16 protein-coding genes are annotated in these 20,117 nt (G+C 64.2%); 3 read left to right on the forward strand and 13 right to left on the reverse strand.

The annotated features are described in order from the left end of the window. Position 1: 1 nt before the first annotated feature. The 7 genes from EZH22_RS21115 to EZH22_RS21145 all read right to left on the reverse strand — a co-directional run bounded on the left by EZH22_RS21115 (position 2) and on the right by EZH22_RS21145 (position 5,309). A complete protein-coding gene (locus EZH22_RS21115; RefSeq protein WP_203192404.1) occupies positions 2 to 751 on the reverse strand; it encodes an SDR family oxidoreductase in 750 nt (249 codons plus the stop codon). Between the two features lie 159 nt (positions 752 to 910). Beyond that, positions 911 to 1,840 (reverse strand): helix-turn-helix domain-containing protein, encoded by a 930-nt coding sequence (locus EZH22_RS21120; RefSeq protein ID WP_231711081.1) that lies wholly within the window; start codon positions 1,838 to 1,840, stop codon positions 911 to 913. A 107-nt stretch (positions 1,841 to 1,947) separates the two neighbouring features. Then, positions 1,948 to 2,235 (reverse strand): Atu4866 domain-containing protein, encoded by a 288-nt coding sequence (locus tag EZH22_RS21125; protein ID WP_231711082.1) that lies wholly within the window; start codon positions 2,233 to 2,235, stop codon positions 1,948 to 1,950. Between the two features lie 111 nt (positions 2,236 to 2,346). Beyond that, positions 2,347 to 3,078, reverse strand: coding sequence for an SDR family oxidoreductase (locus EZH22_RS21130; protein WP_203192406.1), 732 nt, complete (start codon positions 3,076 to 3,078; stop codon positions 2,347 to 2,349). 35 nt (positions 3,079 to 3,113) lie between these two features. Continuing rightward, the gene (locus EZH22_RS21135; RefSeq protein ID WP_231711564.1) at positions 3,114 to 3,350 is read right to left on the reverse strand and encodes a putative quinol monooxygenase; all 237 of its coding nucleotides are present in this window, start codon (positions 3,348 to 3,350) and stop codon (positions 3,114 to 3,116) included. A gap of 103 nt (positions 3,351 to 3,453) precedes the next feature. Continuing rightward, on the reverse strand, positions 3,454 to 3,738 hold the full coding sequence (locus EZH22_RS21140; protein WP_203192408.1) for a DUF1330 domain-containing protein: 285 nt from the start codon (positions 3,736 to 3,738) through the stop codon (positions 3,454 to 3,456). A gap of 572 nt (positions 3,739 to 4,310) precedes the next feature. After that, complete coding sequence (locus EZH22_RS21145; protein ID WP_231711083.1) at positions 4,311 to 5,309, reverse strand: LysR family transcriptional regulator; 999 nt, start codon at positions 5,307 to 5,309, stop codon at positions 4,311 to 4,313. A gap of 194 nt (positions 5,310 to 5,503) precedes the next feature. On the opposite strand from EZH22_RS21145, the gene EZH22_RS21150 reads away from it, so the two are divergent. After that, a complete protein-coding gene (locus EZH22_RS21150) occupies positions 5,504 to 6,052 on the forward strand; it encodes a hypothetical protein (RefSeq protein WP_203192409.1) in 549 nt (182 codons plus the stop codon). Then, complete coding sequence (locus EZH22_RS31955) at positions 6,049 to 6,570, forward strand: alcohol dehydrogenase catalytic domain-containing protein (RefSeq protein WP_231711084.1); 522 nt, start codon at positions 6,049 to 6,051, stop codon at positions 6,568 to 6,570. The genes EZH22_RS21150 and EZH22_RS31955 overlap by 4 nt, the downstream gene beginning before the upstream one ends. A 190-nt stretch (positions 6,571 to 6,760) precedes the next feature. Here EZH22_RS31955 and EZH22_RS21160 read toward each other — a convergent pair whose 3' ends face one another. The 5 genes from EZH22_RS21160 to EZH22_RS21180 all read right to left on the reverse strand — a co-directional run bounded on the left by EZH22_RS21160 (position 6,761) and on the right by EZH22_RS21180 (position 17,576). After that, the gene (locus EZH22_RS21160) at positions 6,761 to 9,556 is read right to left on the reverse strand and encodes a VCBS domain-containing protein (RefSeq protein ID WP_203192410.1); all 2,796 of its coding nucleotides are present in this window, start codon (positions 9,554 to 9,556) and stop codon (positions 6,761 to 6,763) included. An 89-nt stretch (positions 9,557 to 9,645) separates the two neighbouring features. Next, the gene (locus tag EZH22_RS21165) at positions 9,646 to 10,944 is read right to left on the reverse strand and encodes an HlyD family type I secretion periplasmic adaptor subunit (RefSeq protein WP_203192411.1); all 1,299 of its coding nucleotides are present in this window, start codon (positions 10,942 to 10,944) and stop codon (positions 9,646 to 9,648) included. A 16-nt stretch (positions 10,945 to 10,960) separates the two neighbouring features. Continuing rightward, positions 10,961 to 12,736 carry a type I secretion system permease/ATPase gene (locus EZH22_RS21170; RefSeq protein WP_203192412.1) on the reverse strand — a complete coding sequence of 592 codons (1,776 nt, stop codon included), beginning with the start codon at positions 12,734 to 12,736 and terminating at the stop codon, positions 10,961 to 10,963. A 146-nt stretch (positions 12,737 to 12,882) separates the two neighbouring features. Beyond that, complete coding sequence (locus EZH22_RS21175) at positions 12,883 to 15,768, reverse strand: VCBS domain-containing protein (protein ID WP_203192413.1); 2,886 nt, start codon at positions 15,766 to 15,768, stop codon at positions 12,883 to 12,885. A 917-nt stretch (positions 15,769 to 16,685) separates the two neighbouring features. Continuing rightward, the gene (locus tag EZH22_RS21180) at positions 16,686 to 17,576 is read right to left on the reverse strand and encodes a DMT family transporter (RefSeq protein WP_203192414.1); all 891 of its coding nucleotides are present in this window, start codon (positions 17,574 to 17,576) and stop codon (positions 16,686 to 16,688) included. 285 nt (positions 17,577 to 17,861) lie between these two features. On the opposite strand from EZH22_RS21180, the gene hglS reads away from it, so the two are divergent. Continuing rightward, positions 17,862 to 19,223, forward strand: coding sequence for a 2-oxoadipate dioxygenase/decarboxylase HglS (gene hglS / locus EZH22_RS21185; protein WP_231711085.1), 1,362 nt, complete (start codon positions 17,862 to 17,864; stop codon positions 19,221 to 19,223). A 24-nt stretch (positions 19,224 to 19,247) separates the two neighbouring features. Here the strand turns inward: hglS and EZH22_RS21190 are convergent, their stop codons facing one another. Continuing rightward, on the reverse strand, positions 19,248 to 19,940 hold the full coding sequence (locus EZH22_RS21190) for an MSMEG_1061 family FMN-dependent PPOX-type flavoprotein (protein ID WP_203192416.1): 693 nt from the start codon (positions 19,938 to 19,940) through the stop codon (positions 19,248 to 19,250). Positions 19,941 to 20,117: the final 177 nt, after the last annotated feature.

The following is a 20,117-nucleotide window of genomic DNA, read 5'->3' on the forward strand; positions in this document are numbered from 1 at the left end:
ATTACCAACCCTGGTCGACGGGCAGGACGAAGAGTTCCGCGACGTTCACATGGGCGGGTGCCTGAAGGGCGAACAGGATGGTCTCAGCGATGTCCGCCCCCTGGAGGAAGGTCATCTGCTTGGCCAGATCGTCCATCTGCTGGCGATAGCCGGCATCGGTGATCTGGTCGTAGAGCTCCGTGGCGACAGCGCCGGGCTGGATGCAGGTGACACGGATGTTGTGCTTCTGCCCCACTTCCATGCGAAGGCCATCGGAGAAGGCGGTCACCGCGTGCTTGGTCGCGCAATAGACCGACAGCCCCTTGAACACCTTGCGACCTGCGATCGACGAGGTGTTGAAGATGTGCCCGGAATGCTGCTTGACCATCTGCGGCAGCACGGCCGCCGTCGTGTTGAGCAAGCCCTTGACGTTGACGTCGACCATGCGATGCCATTCGCTGGTCTTGAACTGGTCGACGTCAGAAAGCGGCATCAGGCCGGCGTTGTTGAAGAGGATGTCGATCGAACCTAAGGTGTCGATCAGCGTCTTGACGCCGGCTTCGACGGAGGCGGGGTCCACCACGTCCATCTCGATCACGAGAGCGTCGCCACCCTTTTCCGCGATGTCGGCCTTCAGAGCGTCGAGGCGATCAACGCGCCGCGCCGCGATGCCGACCGTGACGCCGGCTGCCGCCAGCTTGAGGGCCGTCGCCGCGCCGATGCCGCTCGATGCACCAGTGATGAGCGCGACTTTTCCGCTAATGTTCGTCATGACCTGTCTCCTTGTTGCTTGCGAACGCTTTCGGCGAAGCGGAAAGGCGTTCGTGTTCGACAAGGAGAAATCTAGGAAACCTCGGATTTTCTCTCTCCCGGCGCTTTGCAGAGCCTGTCGGGATTTTGCTCTTTTCTGACCTTGGACGGGCGTGACGCTTCAACCGCGACGGTAGTCCGTCGGCGACAGGCCGGTCTCGCGGCGGAAGATCTGCGCGAAATGGCTGGGGCTGGAGTAGCCGACGCTTATTCCGATCTCGATGATGCTGGTGTCGGTTTCCTGCAACAGCTGCTGCGCCTTAGCCACCCGCTGGCGAATGAAGTAGAGCGATGGAGAAAGGCCCGTCGCCTTCTTGAAGAGCCGGCTGAAATGGAATTCGCTCATTCCCACCTCACGGGCGAGGCTGTCGAGGTCGAAGGGCTGATCGAGCCGCGCCGTCATGAAGGCAACTGCCCGGCGCAGCTTCGAGCCGGGCAAGGCGTTCTGGACACGCGCCTCGGTATCCGCCAGCGCGTACTGGCGCACGAGATGCACGGTCAGGCTCTGCGCCAGCCCTTCGACAAACAGCGCACTGCCACGGTTTTCGGCGACCAATTCTCCATGAAGGAGGCTCAGGATATGCGAGATCGTCGTGTCGCGCGCACCGGAGACATCCTTCAAGCTGACTTTGCCACCTGCCCTTCCCAGCATCTCTCGCGCCACCTTCTCGAACAGCGGGACGGAGACATAGAGGTGCATCACCTGGAAAGGCTGGTCGCCCTCGGCCTGCCACCGCATTTCATAGGGCACGGGCGATCGCGTCAGGAAGAAGTCGCCCACGCCAACGCGGCTTGCCATCCATTCACCACCAAGATCGCGTTCTTCGACGGTGGCGCTGCCTGACATCACCCATACGACGAGCGGCTCGGCGACCGCGGGCACCAAGAAAGGGTGTTGAACGCGATTGCGAGAGAAGATCTGGACGAACAGATCCTTCCACGCCGGTCCCTCGCCGCTGATCAGTGTGGTTCCGCTGATATAGTTTTCGAGCCCGATCGGGGAGGTCCGCTCGGGGACAGGCGGCGGCGCCGACGGTTCGTTCGAGGCCAAAATAGTCTCCTCTGCGCTATGGGTTCCGAATTCCCTCAAAGCAATGTAGCGCGGAGCAGATTGGACCGTTCAGCGCTACGGAAGAACAGAGTTGTTGCTGTTCGTCGCTATCGCGCGTTGTTGCCGTCGCGATAAAGAATCATGCCAGCGTGATAGAGAACGTCGTCGCTGAATTCACCATCGGCGGTAAACCCGGTATCGTCCCAATAGTCGATATGATTGCCTCGGACCTCGTAGCGTCCCTGGTAGGCGCTCTCTCGACGACCACGCGCCTCGTCATAGCGACCGTTCGGCAGGAGGTTGTGGCGAATATGGCCGTCCGCCGTGATCCACATCCCGACATAGGGATGGTCCTGGTCAGGCGAGGAGGCCGATGTCTTTTGTGCCTTGTGCATGTGCGAATATCCTTGCTGGGCTAGGGCCGCCGTCGTGCAGGCGAGAAGCACTGCGGCGACGGTAGCCGTTACGGGTTGAAGGCGGTTTGAGGGTGGCATCCCAACCTCCCGTCAAGCGCTCGCGGTAGGCCGGATGACGATTTCACTGGTATCGACATCGGCGGGCTGACCGATCGCATGAGCGATCGCATCCGCAATGGCCTCGGGCTTCAAGGCAATCTGGCGGTAGGCGACCATCGCTTCCGCTGCGGTGGAATCGGTAATGGAGTTGGCCAGCTCCGATTCCACGACGCCTGGATAGACGCAGGTCACGCGGATCTTGTCGGTCTCCTGCCGCAGGCCGTCGGAAATCGCCCGCACGGCGAATTTGGTGGCGCAGTAGACTGCGGCTGTCGGCGAAACGGCGAGGCCACCGATCGACGAGACATTGATGATCTGGCCGGCGCCCTGCCGGGTCATCGTCGGCAGCACGGCCGCGATCCCGTAGAGGACGCCCTTGATGTTGACGTCCACCATCCGATCCCACTCGTCCACCTTCAGGGATGCCATCGGCGACAGCGGCATGACGCCGGCATTGTTGACGATGACGTCGATGCGCCCGAAGGTTTCCAGGGCGGTGTCGGCGAAGGCTTGGACGTCTTCGCGGGAGGTCACATCCAGGCTCTTGTAGATGGCCTTGCCTCCGGCGGCAGTGATTTCGGCCGCCAGGGTTTCGAGACGATCCGTCCGCCGCGCGCCGAGCACGACCGCGGCTCCGGCCTTGGCAAGCGTCCGGGCGGTCGCGTCGCCGATGCCGCTGCTGGCTCCGGTGATGAGAATGATCTTGTTGGCGATATTGCTCATTCAATGATCCTTTCTTGGAGGCTGATTGGGGGTAGTCACACGGCGCCGGAGAGCCGCGTGAAGCTGCGCAGATCGAGTTCTCCCTCGACCAGATCGGGGATCCGGGCGACGAAAGCCTGCATGTGCGGAAGCGCGAAGTGCCCGTCGAGATCGCCGGAAGACCGCCAGTTTTCGTAGACCACCCACAAGCCGGGATCGTCGTTCGAGCGATGCACATCATGGGAAAGGCAGGCATCCCCCTCGCGGGACGGGGCGACCGGAGCCAGCAGCACCTTGCCCAAGTCGTCTGCCTGCAATCGACGAGACATTGATGATGTGCCGCTTCCCCGCGAGCGCATCCTGGGGAGCGCCTGCCGAATACGGCCCTTTTTGCGCTTACATGCCGCGTAGGGCGACGATCCGCGATCCGGCGGCAGCCTGACGTTGCCGCGCGAGCGGCGCGTAGTCCGGCGACGCGAAGAGGCTGCGAATCGCCTGCATGTCGGAGAACTCGATGATCAGCATATTCGTCGCCTGCCAGCCTTCGAGGCCGAGCGGCGCGTCATCGAGCGCGATCAGGCGCCCGCCGGCCTTTGCGACGAGCGGCAAAGCCCTGGAGCGATAATCGGCGATCGCCTCGTGATTGTGAATATCGAGATCGACAACGAGATAAGCTGGCATAGATGCCCCCTGTTGCACGGGCCCGCCTCACGGCTTGGATGGGCGGTATCGACAGGGGGACATCTAGCAGGACCTCCGCGACACCTCTCTCGCAGGCCTGCGGAGGCTATCGGGATCTTGCGTTTTCCTGCGCGCTCGAACGCGGCCCCCGGCGTCGTGGCCACTTCGCGACGATCGACCGGCGCATCTCAAAGCCGAGGCGAATTGGGGCGCTGCTCCCCATCACTTCGTTGCCTATCGCGGAGCAGGAGACCTCGGACGTTCGTCACTGCACTGGGCAAGTGCGCTCGGAGAAAAGCGCAAAACTCCGACAACTTCAGCAAAAGCGCATGAGATATCTGCCCCGCGGTCCGTCAGTTTCCGGCAGTCGGCAGCGAGCCCTGCAGCCCAGGCAAGGCGTCGCCCGACATAGGCCCAGGAGGCGCCGGTTCAATTTTATGGAAGGTAACGAACGATTTTGTTCGGCTTTCCATTATCGGCGATCTCGTCAGTTTCCTGGTGCCGCAATGGCCAATGCATCGTTCTCGAAAGTCGGCCTGGATTCCATGCTGACCCAACAAACACGCACCAAATCATGGGCCCCAGACCGGGGGACTTCCGATCGATTTCCGCAGTGCCTCGGTGAAGGCTCTCACCTTCGCGCTCGGCTGCGGCAGGGCGCGAAGGATGTAGATGCCCGACGGCCCATCGTTCCAGGGCTCGCCGCCAGGCCGCAACCGGACCAGTCTCCCGGCCCTGACGTCCGGTCCAACGACCCAGCTAGAGAGGAACGCCACTCCCAGGCCCGCTTCGGCCGCCGCGCGCTGGGCCTCGAAATCGTCGGATCGGAACATCACCAGACCGTTCCCGGCATGGCCGGCCGGGCAGCCCAGCACGTCGCGCCAGCCAAGGAGATCGGCGCCATGCAGCTTGTCGATCAGACGGTGCGATGACAGGTCCGCCGCGCTCTCGGGCACGCCCGTGCTCGCCAGATAGGCCGGGCACGCCACCAGGAGGCGGGTCAGTGGCGCGAGCTTTGTAGCGATCAGGGTGCTGTCGGTCAGCGCGCCCATGCGGATGACCACGTCGAGACGCTCGAGCACCGGGTCCGCCAGCCGCTCGGTCAGGTCGATCTCGACCTTGAGCGCGGGGTGTTCGACCTGGAGCGCAGCGACGACCGGAAGGACATAGCGCTTGCCGAAGGTCGGGATGCAGGCGATCCGCAGCGTGCCGGAGACGGAGCCGTCGAAGGCGGCAACTTCGGCATGGGTGTCGGCCAGTTCGCTGAGATGCTGTACCGCCCGCTCGTGCAGCCGCCGGCCTGCATCGGTGAGGGTCAGGGCACGCGTCGAGCGGATCAGCAGGGCGACGCCGAGATCCGCCTCCAGCGCATCGATCTGGCGCACGATGGCCGAGGGTGTCACCGCACGCCGACGCGCCGCGCCGGAAAAGCTCCCTGCCCGGACGACATCGACGAAGGTGGCGAGGAACTCGGCGAAATGGGGTCTCATCTTTGCGATCCAGGCAAAGCCATTTGACGGAGGCGTCAGCTTATCGCCGATCCGCGACAGTCGCATATTCGTCGCCGTCAACACAGCGCGCCCGCCTCGTCGCACGGACGTTCCACCTCGCAAGAAAACGCCGGCGATGAGGGCAAGCTCGAAATACGGCGCTTCCCGACACGGCGCACAAACACCCGCGGCGTCATCGCTGTGCACCTGGGATCCCGCCAGCGCGGCTGGGGGAACCACGCCTGAAGACAAGACGCAATTGAGAAGGCCATGCCATGAAAATCCTCACCGACAAGATCCTCTCGCAGTCCGCCTATACCGCCGAGATCGACGTTCCCTTGGAAAAGGTCGACATCGCCGACTGGCTGTTCAACCTGCCGGAGGCCGAGTATCTGCGCTGCTGTCCGCCCGACCATATTGGCTCCGGCGTCACGACCACGGATGACGGCCGCCGCATGGTCATCAATGTCGAGATGATCGGCACCGGGTTGGTCATCCAGCACTATGTCGCCGAGGAAGCGACGGCGAGCTATTGCCGGATGAACTCGATCTCCGACGTGTTCACCCCCGTCGGGCGCACGCAGGTCAACGTGATCTGGGAGCTGATCGCCGAGGCCATCGAAGGCGGGCGCACCCGTTACACCAACCGCGTCACCTCGCATCCGACCGATGTGTTCATGGACTTCGTCGCCGCGCACGGCCAGACCTTCGAACAGGCGGCGATAGCCCGGCAGGAAGCCGGCGGCGATCACAACCGCCGCGAGACACCGCTTTTCGCCGCCAGCATCGCCCGTCGGGCGATGGCCAAGGTCCCCGCGAAATGAAGGCGGTGGTGTTCGACGATTTCGGTACGGCGGACGTCCTCCGCCTCACTGACCCGCCGATGCCGGAGCGGCGCCCCGGCGATCTTCTGGTCAAGGTGAAGGCTGCCGGCGTCAACCGCGCCGGGCTGCTGCAACGGCAGGGTTACTATGGCCGCCAGAGCTATGGCGAAAGCGACCTGCTCGGGCTGGAAGTGGCGGGCGAGGTGATCGTCGTGGGGAATGACGTCACGGATGTCCATCCAGGCGAGCGTGTCATGGCCATTGTCGGCGGCGGTGCCTATGCGGAGTTTGCCCGCGTGGATCGCGGCATGGCGGTGTCTGCTGATCGCCTCAGGCAGGCAGATAAGTGTCCGCGCTCGGCGCTTCGGCTGGCTTCGGGGCGCATTCGCCCCGTTCGAAGTATCGCTCGCGGAGCGGTGCCAACAGCTCACATCTCTGCGATCGTCAGCCCCTTCCGTTCCGCCGCTGCTGGGTCAACCGCCTCTGCTCCTGATAAACGAGCCCCTAGCCGCCGTTAAACAGCATTAACAGCTTTACACGATCGCCATTATTATATTGGTCAATAATTGAACTCGCGTGCGGTTGAGATGATGTCGCATTAGATCAATGCATGCCCCTCCTCCTGGGCCATGTGAAGTGCATTCCAAAGACGAAGCGCGATCGTCTCCGCGTCAGACGCGGGATCGGCCTCCGGCGCGGATTGCGCCACTACAGGATGCGCGAGATGGTCCAGGACGGTGTCCACGGGTTCTGTGAAGCCTGTGACGAAATCCGAGCGCGACCCGGCCAGACTTCCCCAGCCAGAGTCCGCAAACGGCGTTGCTTGTCCTCCCGCCGGATGCGCGCTGCCGAAGGTTGAAACCCGCGCCTCGAGCACAGCGAGAAAGCCCCCGAATTCATCGTGTGTCCCCAAGAGGCTCGTGGCGACGGACGCCCATAGATCGCCGTTATTCCCCTTGGAAAACCCCGTATCCGCCGCCGAACGGGCGAAAGTTGCGACCGCGGGGATGCTTCGCCGGAACCGCTCAGAGCGACCGTCACATCCTGGCTGGCGGTGCCGCCATAGCCGTCCGAAAGGATCAAGGTGAAGGTCTCGGTGCGCGTTTCGCCAGCCGAGAGAGGCTCCACCTTTGCCTCGTCCACGGTGTAGGTCCATACCACGGCGCCAGCGCCGTCCCTGTCGCTCACGACCTTCGCCGTAACCGTGCCCAGCGTGTCGGATGCGGGGGCCACCACCACCGAGTGGGTGTCGCCAGTGTCCCGGTCGGCGTAATAGAGCGTGCCGATTGCTGTCAGGGTGGTCTTGGCTGCATCTTCGGTCAGGGTCGAGCTCGTCACCGAAGATGCGGCGAGCGGAAGCATGAAGACGTCAGCCTGGCCGTTGTTGTCGCCCGCCACCAGGTTTGATGCCCCGGACGCGAACACCAGATAGGCCCCATCCGGCGAGAATGTCGGATTAAAGCTCTGCCCTGTGGAGCTTTGGGCCACGCGCGTTATAGCCCCGGTAATGAGATCCTTGATGAAGATGTCGGAGAGGCCCTCGCTGTCTCCGGGCACGAGGTTGGACGAGGCGGATGTGAAGACCATCCTCGTGCCGTCCGGAGAGAAGGCGAACGACCCGCTCGTCAGGCCATTGCCCATGACGCCCGTCGCGTCAGCACTCACCAGGGTCAATTCGCCCGTGGCGAGGTCCTTCACGAACAGCTGTGCGGAAGAATGGGGCGCGCCGGGGATGACGCTCCACGGGTCGGACAGGAATGCGACCTTGGTTCCGTCGGGGGAGAACAGGACCACATTTTCCGGACTGCTCAGGCCGGATACAAGCGCCACCTCCCCCGTGTCGAGATCCTTCACATAGACCGAGGAGGGGCTGAGGATGCCCGGCGTGACTTCGCCCGCGAAGGCAATGAAGGCGATCTTGCTGCCGTCCGGAGAGAAAACGGCGTTGGCGGGCGAGCCGGCGAAGCCGGCGCCAGCCCCGTCGCTCGAGATGCGTGTCATCTCGCCCGTTGCAAGGTCTTTGATGAAGAGGTCGGCGCGGCCGTTGGTATCCCCCGCCACCAGATTGGACGCCCCGGACACAAAGGCGATCTTGGTTCCGTCCGCCGAAAAGACCGGCGTGTGGCTCCAGGAGTTCGCCTGTCCGCCCGCCGCGTCGGCGGAGATGCGGCTGGTCGTGCCGGTGGCAAGATCCTTGACGAAGATGTCGGTGGCTTCGTTCGTATCGCCATCCACGAGGTCGGACGCAGTGGAGACGAATGCGACCTTGGTGCTGTCGGCCGAGAACACGATGGTGTCGGCAGGGCCGGAATTTCCCACCGCGCCCGCAGAGTTGGACGACACAAGGGTGACGCTGCCCGTTTCGAGGTCCTTCACGAAGATCTGACCGCTCGCTTGGGGCATCGGCGTGGGCGCGTCAGCGAGGTTCGAGGCATACGACCGGAAGGCGACCTTGTTGCCGTCGGGCGAAACGACGGGGTGCTCGCTGCCCCTGTCCCCGCCCTGCCCCCTGAATCCAACGGATACGAGAGACATGCCCCCGGACGGCCCGGACGCCAGGAAAGCGGGCGCCTCGTTGTCGAAGGTGAGCGTCACTTGGGCGCTCGTGCTGGCCTTCTGCGCGTCCGTGAAGGTGAAGGTGACATGGCGCGACGCGCTGTCCGAAACCGGCGCGGTGGACCGGTAGGACACCTGCTCGGCGAGCGCGGTCATCTGCCCGTCGGAGATGGCTGCATTGCCCTTGAAGGTGATCGCCAGATCCCGCCCCGCGGCACCGGTACCGGAGACGCTGCCCACCACCTTGCCGTCGAGATAGAGCTTGTTGCCCGTGATGCTGAAGGGGCCCGGGGAGAGATAGAAATTGTCCTCGGCCATCGCGCCGTCCATATGGACCACGAGCTTGCCGCCCTTGAACCCAATCCCGTCGGGATCGACGACGCTCATGTCGCCGTCGATGACGACGCCGGCGCCCGCTGCGGCTGGCGTGTGGGACGAAACAGGACCGAAGTTCGAGACGGCCGGCGCGTCGGCTTCCGCCTTCAGCTTGAGCTTCATGGTCGAGACGATGGAGCCGGTTGCCTCGTCCTGATCCGCCCGGAATGTCACGGTCCGCGGGGTCGTTGGGGGAGTGTCCCCCGTGTAGGAGTAGGCGACTGCCCGAGCAAGGGCCGTCATCGCGGCGTCGTCCACCGGCTCGCCGAGAAGAACCGTCAGCCCGCCGGGGCCCGCGATGACGGTGCCGATCTGCTCGCCCTCGTAAAAGGCGATCGTCCGGTCGGAGGAGTCGGTCCCCAGCGTAATCCCACCGACCTCGGCGATGGAAAGATGATCATCGTAGGTCGCGCCGGCCAGGCTGACGTTCAATGCGCCATGACTGAAACCCGTGCCGTCCGGACTGGCGACCTTCACGTTGGAATCCAGAACCACAGGCGCGGCGTTCACCGTGTTTTCTGCAAGGGTCTTGTTACGGTCGAGCCCACTGAAGGGAGATTTCTTCGTCGCCATTCCCGACCGTTCCCTGCGCTGATATGCAACCGTGCATAGCAGGCCGGAAAGCTGAAATCCAATGCAGATTCCCTAAGGGAATTTGCAACTCAGTCGTGCCTGAACGCGCGCATCAGCTGGTCTTCCACCGGCTTCACCAGATAGGCCAGCGCAGTGCGGCTGCCGGTGCGAATGAAGGCCTCCACAGGCATCCCCGGCACCAGGGCCTTGCCCCCCAGCCTGGCGCGCTCACTCTCCTTCAAAGCGATCCTCACCAGATAGAAGGATTGGCCGCCCTGGGGGGCGTGCGAGAGATCGGCCGCGACCCGCTGCACCACGCCTTCGACCTCGGGGGTCGTGGCGCTGTCGAAGGCGGAGAAGCGCAGGGTGACGTCCTGGCCGGCCTTCAGTCGGTCGATCATCTGCGGCTCGATGCGTGCCTCGACGACGAAGCCATCGTGCTCCGGCACGATCAGCATGATCTGCTCGCCCGCGGCGATCACGCCGCCCACCGTATGCGCAGTGCTCTCGTGGACAAAGCCGCTGGCGGGGGCGCGCACATCGAGCCGCTGGAGCTGGTCCACGGCTGCGATCCGCCGCTCCACAAGGTCGGCGATCTTCGCCTGCGTATCCCGAGAGTCGGTCGCCACTTCCCGGCGCAGGTCCTGGCCGAGCTGAAGGATCTGCAGCTCCGTCTCGGCGATGCGGCCGCGTGCGCGAGCAACCTCGGCGGTGAGTTGGCCGCCCTCGCCCGACAGCCGGGCCCCCTCCCGCTCCAGGCTCGTCAGGCGTGAAAGGGCGACGAGATTGGCCTGGTAAAGCTTGCGCACGCCTTCGAGTTCGAGCTTGATGATCCGCATCTGCTCCTGCTTGGAGGAGATCTGGGCCTCAAGCCCGCGAATCTCCTCCCGCGTCTGAGCCATGCGTTCGCGCAGCTGGGACATCTGGCCTTCCAGCGCGCTGCGACGGGAGCGGAACAGCGTCGTCTCGCCCGCGACAATGGACGCGACCGACGGGTCGTCCGTGGCCACCAGCTCGGCTGGCAGGTCGAGCGTGTCGCGGCCGTCCCGCTCCGCTTCCAGACGGGCCTTTCGGACCCGCAGCTGGTTGAGCTGATTGTCCACCATGGCAAGGCTCGCGCGGGCGGTGGTCTCGTCCAGACGCAGAAGGATGTCTCCCGCCTTCACCAAACTCCCGTCCGTGGCATGGATTTCGGCCACGACGCCGCCGGCGGGATGTTGGACACGCCGCACGCTGCTCTCCACCACCACCTGTCCGGGCGCGATCACGGCGCCGGCCAGCGGCACGGTGGTGGCCCAGACGCCGGCGGTGCCCAACAGCACAGCGAGGGTGCAGAGGCCGGCGAGGCCGGCCCTTCGGATGTCCTGATGTGGGTTGATGCGCGACATTTCCCGTGCGGCCGCCTTACGCCCGCTCGGCCACGATGCGCGGCTTTGGCGGCGGCTCTTCCCCGCTGAGCGAGCGGCCGGCCAGCGCCCTTTTCAGCACGTCGTCGCGGGAACCGAACGCCTGCATCCGGCCTTCGGCCAGAACAAGGACGAGGTCGGCGGTCGCCAACGCCGCGGCTCGATGAGCGATCACGACACAGATGCCGCCCCGCGTCTTGACGCCGAGGATGGCGCCCACCAGCGCCGCCTCACCCTCCGCGTCCAGGCTGGCGTTGGGCTCGTCGAGGACGACCAGAAAGGGATCGCCATAGAGCGCCCGCGCCAAGGCGAGACGCTGGCGCTGCCCGCCGGATAGGATGCCGCCGCTCTCGCCGATCCGGGTGGCGAACCCCTGCGGCAGGCGCAGGATCATGTCATAGGCGCCCGCCGCCCGCGCGGCGGCGCGTACCGCCTCTTCCGTCGCGGCGGGATCGAAGCGGGCGATGGTCTCCGCCACCGTGCCGTCAAACAGCTCCACGTCCTGCGGCAGATAACCGATCATTGCACCGCGGTCTTCTTCCGGCCATTGGTCGAGGGTGGCGCCGTCGAGCCGCAACTCGCCCCGTGCCGCTGGCCACACGCCGACCAGCGCGCGGGCCAGCGACGATTTTCCGGAAGCCGAAGGGCCGATCACGCCCAGCACCTGCCCGGCCTCCACGGCAAAGCTGACCTGGGAGAGAATGGCGGTGGACGCGCCCGGCGCCGCCACAGTCATCTGGTCCAGCGTCAGCCGGTGCCGCGCCCGTTCCGGAGCGACGGCCAGAGCAACGGAGCGCGGCGCGGCGAGCGCGTGGCGCAACCGTTGCCACGCCTGCCGCGCGGCAAGAAACGGGCGCCAGGAGGAAATCGCCAGCTCCACCGGCGCCAACGCCCGGCTGGCGATGACGGAGGATGCGATCATGACGCCGGACGAGGCCTGGCCCTCGATCACCAGCCAGGCACCCGCGCCCAGCATGCCGGACTGGAGCATGAAGCGCAGCACCTTGGATACGGCACCGAGACCGCCGGAAATATCCGCAGCCCGCTGCTGGGCGGCGACGGCGGCATCGCCATGGATGTCGAGCCGACCGACCAGCCGGCTCGTCAGGCCCAGAGCGGCCACCACCTCGCCGTTGCGCCGTGCCTGCTCCAGCAGGGCGCCTCGGGCGGCTCCGGCACGTCCCGCCTCCTCCACCCGGCGCCGCGTCCCGACCTCCGTCAGGAAGGTGAGGGCCACCAGCAGGGAGGCTCCGGCAACCAGGATGACGCCGAGAACGGGATGCAGCAGAAAGCAGGCCGCCACATAGAGCGGGATCCACGGCATATCGAAGAGCGCCATGGGCCCGACGCCGGACAGGAAGGTGCGGACGGCGTCAAGGTCGCGGGCGAGCCGCATGGCGCCCTCATTTCCGCCCAGCGCGGCATTCCTCAGGATGGCGCGCGCCACCTCGCCCGAAAGCGACTGATCGAGCGCCACCCCAATGCGCCCCAGAATCCGCTGGCGCAGCGCATCGAAGAGCCCCTGCACCGCATAGACCAGCGCCACCGCGATGGTGAGGGCCACCAGCGTCGGCACGCTGCGCGACGGGAGCACCCGGTCGTACACCTGCAGCATGTAGAAGGAGCCGGCGAGCATCAAAATGTTGACGGCTGCCGAGAACAGCGCCACCACAAGGAACGCTCTGCGACAGGAGGACAGCGCCCGCGAGGGCAGATCTGCGTCGGCAACCGCGCCCGCCCTGTGCTTGCTGAATGCGCTTTTCGCGGCGCTCATCGGTTGCAAAGTGACGCCCTGATCGAAGGCCGCGCTCGCACGGGGGCGCAGCCTGTTTCTTCCTTTAGGATGCAAACCCCTAAAATGCTACCCCGAATGGGGCGCTCGTCCGGCCGCCCAGCATCGCAATCTGAACGGCCTAGGTTCTAGACGAGAGAATGCCCGCCGTCATGGCTGACGTGTAGGGCGTCCCAGAGCCGCGCCGCCAGCGCCTCCGCCCCGTCCGCCAGATCGTGGGCCGTTGTTGTCGGCGCCGTCGGCGCGTGGCTCGGAATGTGGCTCCACAGGGTGTCGAGGAGGTCGGAGACCGCCGGTGACAGGTGGCTGGCGACAAGATGTCCGAGGTCCGAGACATCCTGCTCCAGATGAGCGGCCGATCCTGCGGAGGCGGCAGGGCCGTGCGCATGAAGCGCCGCCGCCACGCGCGTTTCCAGATCCGCGAGGAGGCCGGGCACCCCCTCGCCTGCACCGGACAGGCTGGCGATCACGGTTGTCCAAAGATCCGGCCCCGCAGAGCGCTCCGGCGTGGCCTCCGCCGCGACGAAAGCCATGGTTGAGATCGCAGGCGCGGCGCTGCCGTCGCCCGTCCCGGTCAAGGTGACAGTCACGTTCTGGGTGACGGTGCCGCTGTGGTGGTCGTCCAGCGTCAGCGCGAAGGTCTCGACCTTCGTCTCACCGGCCGCCAGCGGCTCCACCTTGGTCTCGTCCACCACATAGGACCACACCACGCCGCCGGTGCCGTTCATGTCGCTCACCACCTTGGCGGAAAGCGTCCCCAGCGCCCCGTCCGACGCGGCGACGCTCACCGTGTGGGTGTCCTTGGCATCCGCATCGGCGAAATAGAACGTGCCGGCGGCATTCAGCGTCTTGCGCGCGGCGTCTTCGGTGAGTGTGGCGCTGGTGACCGAGGAGGTGGGCAGCGAGGCCATGAAGAGGTCGGAGGCATTGTTCGTGTCGTTGGCGACGAGATTGGTCGCGTCGGATACGAAAATGATGTGCGCGCCATCGGGCGTGAAGACGGGGTCGCTGCTGGCACCGTTCGCGTTGGATGCGATTCGGGTGATCGCCCCGGTCTCGAGGTCGGCCACGAAGATGTTCGAGGCGCCCCCGGTGTTGCCCGGCAAAGTCGATTCAGAGGACGAGAAGACGATCTTTGTGCCGTCCGGCGAGAAGGAGAAGGTGTCGCCGACGGCTCCGTCATTCGGGAGAACCCCGTCGGGTGAACTCACGCAGATGATTTCGCCGGTCTGGACGTCCTTCAGGTAGAGGTGGGTGCCCCCCATCTCGCCCCCCGGCACGACGGAGCTTTCATTGGACACGAAGGCGATCTTGGTGCCGTCCGGCGAGAAGACGGGGAGCACCTGATGGGCGCTCGCTGCGGTAACGAACGTCACGTCGCCACTGTTGAGGTCCTTGATGTATATGCACTGGCTGTCGCCACCGAACTTCGGGCCCGATTGATCGCCCCAGGCAACGAACAAGAGTTTGGTGCCGTCCGGTGAAAAGGTGGCATTGAAGCCGCGTGTCGTGTGCGAGGGGTCCGCCCCGTTGATCGCTGCCTGGGTGGCGATACCGGTTTTGAGATCTTTCACATAAAGGCCGCTGCCATCGGTGTCTCCGGGCAGATTTTGAATGCCAGAAACGAATGCCATCTTAGTACCGTCGGGTGAAAATCCTGGGTCTCCACTGTTTCCGGAAATCTGCTTTCCCGTTGAACCTGTCGAGACGCGTGTCACTGCGCCCGTACTTAAGTCTTTGATGAAGACATCGCTTCCCCCGTTCGTGTCGCCTGCTACGAGGTTTGATGCAGTCGACACGAAAGCGATCTTTTGCCCGTCAGGCGAGAATGCGATGTCTGTCGTGCCGAGGATGCTCGCGGCGGCAGTGAGGTCCGAGGCCAGGATGGTGACTTGGCCGGTGCTGAGGTCGTCCAGGGTGATACGTGTTGCGCCAATCTCGCCCGTCGACTCAAAAGCCACTTTGGTGCCGTCGGGAGAAACTGCGACGCTTGAAATGTCGTGGCTAAAGGAGCCGTCGGCAATCTTCGAGATGGAGCCCGCCGGGCTGGATGAGAGAATTGTCGGCGCCCGATTTTCGAATGCGAGTGTAAGATGCGCGGCGGTTGATGTCTTTTCTGTATCGGTGACGGTAAGCGTCACATCCCTTGTTTGAGGCTCGGGGCTTAACGACCGATCTCGGTAGGTAATCTGATCTATAAGTCCACTCATTTGAGCGTCAGAAATCGCGAAATTGCTTTTAAATGTTAGGGAAAAATCATGTCCTGCCACTCCGTCGGCTGATACCGTGCCGACAACCTTTCCGTCCAGATACAGCTTCGTCCCGACAATATTGAAGGGGCCGTCTGACAGATAAATCAAATCATCTGTATTGCTGTCGCTTAAATGTACGGTGAGCTTCCCATTCTTGAATCCCGTTCCATCAGGATTGGAAACGTGCGCGTCGCCATCGATAGCGACGCCTTCCGAGGCCGTCGACAGGATGTGGGACGAAACGGGCCCCAAGTTGGAGAATACCGGAGCGTCGTTCTCCGCCTTCACCTTCAGCTGCATCTTCGCGGATGTCGAGGTGTGCTCGGCGTCGATGGCGGTGAAGGTCACCGCGTGGGCAGCGGTGGTCGGCGCGTTGTTCGAGCTGGAATAGGCGATGGCACGGGCAAGTGCTGTGGCGGCGTCATTGCTCACCGGCTGGTCAAAGCTGACCGTGAGCGCCGAACCGTTCTCGCCAAACTGGGTCTCCGTCCCGATCCGCACGCCGTTGTAGAAAACGGACGTCGTACCGATGCCGACGTCCGTCTCAAGGGTGATGCCGCCGACCTCGGCGATGGAGAGATGGTCGTCCGCTCCCGCGCTCGCCAGCTTCACGCTCAGGCTGCCGCCCTGGAAGCCGGTGCCGTCCGGGTTCTTGAGCGTGACGTTGGAATCCAGCACCGCCGGCCCGGCGTTCACAGTGTTTTCGGCCAGCGTCTTGTTCCGGTCGAGCGCACCAAAGGTGGGGGTCTTCTTCGCGGCCATGTCTGCAACTTCCCTGACAAGCGATGCAAGCATGAGTAGCGCTTGACGGTGTCATGGTCTACCCACCATGGAACATTCGAGAGAAGTTATTAGATATGCCGGGGAACAGCTCGACATTACCCAAGGTAATATTACGCTGGGAAATATGTTTCTGAGCGATTTCCAAGGCGGTGGTTGAATTGCTACATGCGATCGCGGCTCCATATTTCGCAGCCATTCAGGAGCCACATCCGGGAATAGTTTATCGGTCGGTTTTCCCGCCAAAGTTGGGCCGGGCATCTGGCCGCGCCTCGCACTGCCCCTACCCGAGTTGATCATCCTGCGCGATATGCATTTCCGGCGTGACGATGCCATTCTCAACCGGACCACGCGGGGGCCGGGCGCTTAACTTCAATAAAAGTAAAAGCCGGCGCCTGGGCACGTTCCAGAGGGCTGCAATTGCCCAAGGATGGTCACCCAGGAACCGGCACGGACATCGTACGACCTCTCATCGAGCCGCGCTCAATTCCAGACTTATGTACAGTGGGACCGGTCGTTCCGTCGGATCTCATTCCCCCCGTACCGTGAGGTTGATCCACGCCCCCGCATGGGGGGCGACCGTGGACATTGACGCACGCCAGCGCCGGCTCGATGTTTCGATCCACGCCCCGTGTAGGGAGTGACATAGATGACCCTGCGGAAAAATGGTCGCCGCCCGACAGGAGGTCACCGGCGACATGGCCCTGGAATTCCCGCGAAGCCTTGCCGACGTCGTGCAGCTGTCCCGAAAGGCGCAGGACCTCTCCCCATCCCAAGGGGGCTGCGAACCGGGCCGCAAGCGTGCCGAAGGCCGCTCCGTAATTTGCCGGCCCCGGCTGATGCCCGCCTTGTGAAAGGCCCTGTTCACCGGGCATAAGCGGAATTGACCCAGATCAACTCTAATGCGTAGTCCAAAGCAGCAGGACGACGCCGACGACGATCAGGCTGATGCCGACAACATCCCGAAGCGAACTTGCTTGCTTAAAAACGAACTTCGATATCGCCTGCGCGAACAATACTTCTACGACGGCCAAGGTGCGCACGTTTGCTGCAGCGGTGATTGCAAATGCCAGGAACCAGAACTGGGATCCCAGCGCCCCCATGAAGCCCGCAAGCAATGATGGCCTCCACAAGCGAAAAATCATGTGCAATACGCGCGGGTCGCGCAGGGCGAGAAATATGGTGAGTGCGATCGCTTGCATGCCGAGGCTGACCACGAGCGTGAAGGTCGCGGCCATCACGAAGTCCGGGTAGCCGAGCGCGAGGATGGCGCCGCGATAGCCGATGGCCGACAGCGCGAACATCGCGCCCGCTCCGAGGCCGAGCAGGGTCGAGCCGAGGCGCGCGGCGCCGGCGGCCGCCGGCTTCATCGACATGATCACAACGCCAGCGGTAGCGACGATGATCGCCGCGGCAGCGCCGGGACCGATACGGTCGTTCAGGAAAACAAGCCCGAAAATCGCGACCTGCACCGGCTCGGTCTTGATGTAGGCGGTGGCAGCGACGAAAGACCGGTGGTTCATGGCGGCCAGCATCAGCGCGGTGGCGATGATCTGCGACAGCGCGCCGAGGGCGACCCAGGGCCAGAAGACCGGCGTTGTGAGCGATGGCAGCGGCAGCCTAGTCGCGGCCATCGTCGCGATGAGAAACAGCACGGCGAACGGAAAGCCGAACAGGAAGCGGACGTGCGTCGCCCCGGCGGTGCCAAGCTTCGCCGTCAGTTCACGCTGCATGGCATTGCGGGCCGTCTGCGCGGCGGCGGCGATGATCGTGAAAACTGCCCAGAGCATGAAACGGAGTGCCTCAATTGAGCGATGGCTAGGCGCAATCTGTCTACGGCATCGGCCAGCGCTGCTGTCTAATCCGATGACAGAGGGCAGGTGTAGTGGGCAATCAACATTCACGCGTTGAGATTTTTGCGAGTCGCTCTGCAACAAATTAAAGAGGTGCGGCGCACCGCACGCGACTATCTGTACGCGCAGTCGTCTTGTGGAAGTTCAGGCCCGGAAATGCGCTCGAAGACGAGAAACATGATCGGCCGGCAGCCAGAAACATGTAAGCTAGAGGGTTTCGTGATGTCGAATTTCGTATCGTCTGACGAGATCCGGAGCCAGTTCTCGCGCGCGATGTCGGACATGTACCGCAGGGAAGTCCCGCAGTACGGCGCGCTGCTTGAGCTGGTCAAGGAAATCAATGGCGAGGTGCTGGCGGCCAATCCCGACCTCATGCGCGCGATGACGAGGGCGGACGAGATCGACAGGCTGGATGTGGAGCGTCACGGCGCCATCCGGCTCGGGACAGCCGACGAACTGGCGACGATCCGGCGGCTCTTCGCCGTGATGGGGATGCATCCGGTCGGCTATTACGACCTCGTCGGCGCCGGCACTCCGGTGCACGCCACGGCCTTCCGCCCCATCGACGACGCCTCGCTGCGGCGTAATCCCTTCCGGGTGTTCACCTCGCTGCTGCGTCTCGAACTGATCAAGGACGAAGCGTTGCGCGAACGGGCAGAGCAGTTGCTCGCCCGCCGGTCGATCTTCACGCCGCGCACCCTGGCGCTCATCAACCTGTGCGAGCGTCAGGGCGGATTGACACGGCCTGAGGGGGAGGAATTCGTGCGCGAGGCGCTCGAGACCTTCCGCTGGCATCGCCAGTCCCCGGTCGATTACCAGACCTATCGGGCCCTGCATGACACGCATCGCCTGATCGCGGACGTGGTCTGCTTCAAAGGACCGCACATCAATCATCTGACGCCTCGGACGCTGGACATCGACGCGGTGCAGCGCCGGATGCCGGCTTGGGGCATTTCGCCGAAAGAGATCATCGAAGGGCCGCCGCGGCGCCACTGCGCCATTCTCCTTCGGCAAACCAGCTTCAAGGCGCTGGAAGAGCCTGTCGACTTCGTCACGGCGGAGGGCGAGGCGTCAGCCTCGACCCACACCGCGCGTTTCGGCGAGATCGAACAGCGCGGCATCGCGCTGACGCCGGAAGGGCGCCGTCGCTATGACGCGATGCTCGCCGGATTTCTGGCATCGGGGACCAGGCATTGCGACGAGGCCCTGGCGCTCGCCTTCGCGGCGTTTCCCGACGACGCGCCGACCTTGCGCGCACAAGGCCTCGCCTACTTCCGCTACGAGGCGACGGCGACGGGCAAGGCTGCGCCCCGCGCCGAGGTGGAGGGGCAGTCGGTCGATGCACTCATCGCCGCCGGCTATCTCAGCATCTCGCCCATCATCTACGAGGACTTCCTGCCGGTCAGCGCCGCCGGCATCTTCCAGTCGAACCTCGGTTCGGCCCAGCGGCAAAGCTATGACGGTGCCTCGAGCCGCGTCGCCTTCGAGTCGGCCTTGGGCGCCAGCGTACATGACGAGTTCGCGCTTTATGCTGAATCGGAAGCCGCGTCGCGACGCGAAGCCCTGGCGGCGCTCGGCCGCTGACGCGGGTCGGCGTGGGGGCGCACTTCACCACTTCGATGAGGTGAACAGTCGGTTGGAATAGCTGTCGTCGAGGATCTTCTGGATCGCCTCGACGCTGCCATCGCCGATGCTGCCGCGCGTATGATCGCGCAGTATGACGGCCATCTCGGCCATCCGGCCCGCATTCGGCCAGTCTTCCGAATTCCAGATGCGGGAGCGTTTCGCGGCCTTCGCGCAGTGCATGTAGGCTTCGCGAATGCGCACACCGATGCCGATATTCGGCGCGGCGCCCAAGACCGCGGCCTGCGCCAGCACGGCCGGATCCTCGACCACCCAGCCTTCGCCGTTGACGCGCAGGAAATCCTCATAGCCTGGGATCAGGACCATCAGGCCGATTTCCGGATTCTGGATCAGGTTGCGCAATGTGTCGGTGCGGCGATTGCCGCTCAGCTCAGGTATCAGAAGATGCCGGTCGTCGAGCACCTTGACGAAACCCGGCGTGCCGCCGCGCGGCGAGCAATCGCAACGGCCCTCGCTGTCGCTCGTTGCCATCACGAGGTAAGGAGACAGGGCAAAGAACATCGCGCAATGCGGGTCCAGCCTGTGCTGGACTTTCGCCGATGTGATCTTCGCCGATGGCGCCGGCACGATTTCGCGCAGCCGTGCCTCGGTGCGCACCACGGCGCCGAAGACGGTGGGCGTTTCGAGGGATGATCCGGCTTGGTGCGGCGGTTGCATTGGCGAGCCCTTGCAGTCGGGACGCGGGCGATCGAGGCCCGCGCGGTCCGGCGACCTTGCCGGACCGCGCGCCGCTGCCATATCGCGAAACTTCCAAGGCTGACTTGAGGAGACTTCAAGGCGATAGCGCTAGCGCCGGCGCCGGTTCCGACGCACCATGAACGATGCCTGTGGCAC

Origin of the sequence: Xanthobacter dioxanivorans, assembly GCF_016807805.1 — a bacterium.
GTDB lineage: Bacteria > Pseudomonadota > Alphaproteobacteria > Rhizobiales > Xanthobacteraceae > Xanthobacter > Xanthobacter dioxanivorans.

Bases quoted from the DNA above. Each gene is read 5' to 3' on its own strand.
- EZH22_RS21115 (WP_203192404.1), bottom strand. From the start codon at position 751: ATGACGAACATTAGCGGAAAAGTCGCGCTCATCACTGGTGCATCGAGC.
- EZH22_RS21125 (WP_231711082.1), bottom strand. From the start codon at position 2,235: ATGCACAAGGCACAAAAGACATCGGCCTCCTCGCCTGACCAGGACCAT.
- EZH22_RS21130 (WP_203192406.1), bottom strand. From the start codon at position 3,078: ATGAGCAATATCGCCAACAAGATCATTCTCATCACCGGAGCCAGCAGC.
- EZH22_RS21140 (WP_203192408.1), bottom strand. From the start codon at position 3,738: ATGCCAGCTTATCTCGTTGTCGATCTCGATATTCACAATCACGAGGCG.
- EZH22_RS21150 (WP_203192409.1), top strand. From the start codon at position 5,504: ATGAAAATCCTCACCGACAAGATCCTCTCGCAGTCCGCCTATACCGCC.
- EZH22_RS31955 (WP_231711084.1), top strand. From the start codon at position 6,049: ATGAAGGCGGTGGTGTTCGACGATTTCGGTACGGCGGACGTCCTCCGC.
- EZH22_RS21160 (WP_203192410.1), bottom strand. From the start codon at position 9,556: ATGGCGACGAAGAAATCTCCCTTCAGTGGGCTCGACCGTAACAAGACC.
- EZH22_RS21165 (WP_203192411.1), bottom strand. From the start codon at position 10,944: ATGTCGCGCATCAACCCACATCAGGACATCCGAAGGGCCGGCCTCGCC.
- EZH22_RS21170 (WP_203192412.1), bottom strand. From the start codon at position 12,736: ATGAGCGCCGCGAAAAGCGCATTCAGCAAGCACAGGGCGGGCGCGGTT.
- EZH22_RS21175 (WP_203192413.1), bottom strand. From the start codon at position 15,768: ATGGCCGCGAAGAAGACCCCCACCTTTGGTGCGCTCGACCGGAACAAG.
- EZH22_RS21180 (WP_203192414.1), bottom strand. From the start codon at position 17,576: ATGCTCTGGGCAGTTTTCACGATCATCGCCGCCGCCGCGCAGACGGCC.
- hglS (WP_231711085.1), top strand. From the start codon at position 17,862: ATGTCGAATTTCGTATCGTCTGACGAGATCCGGAGCCAGTTCTCGCGC.
- EZH22_RS21190 (WP_203192416.1), bottom strand. From the start codon at position 19,940: ATGCAACCGCCGCACCAAGCCGGATCATCCCTCGAAACGCCCACCGTC.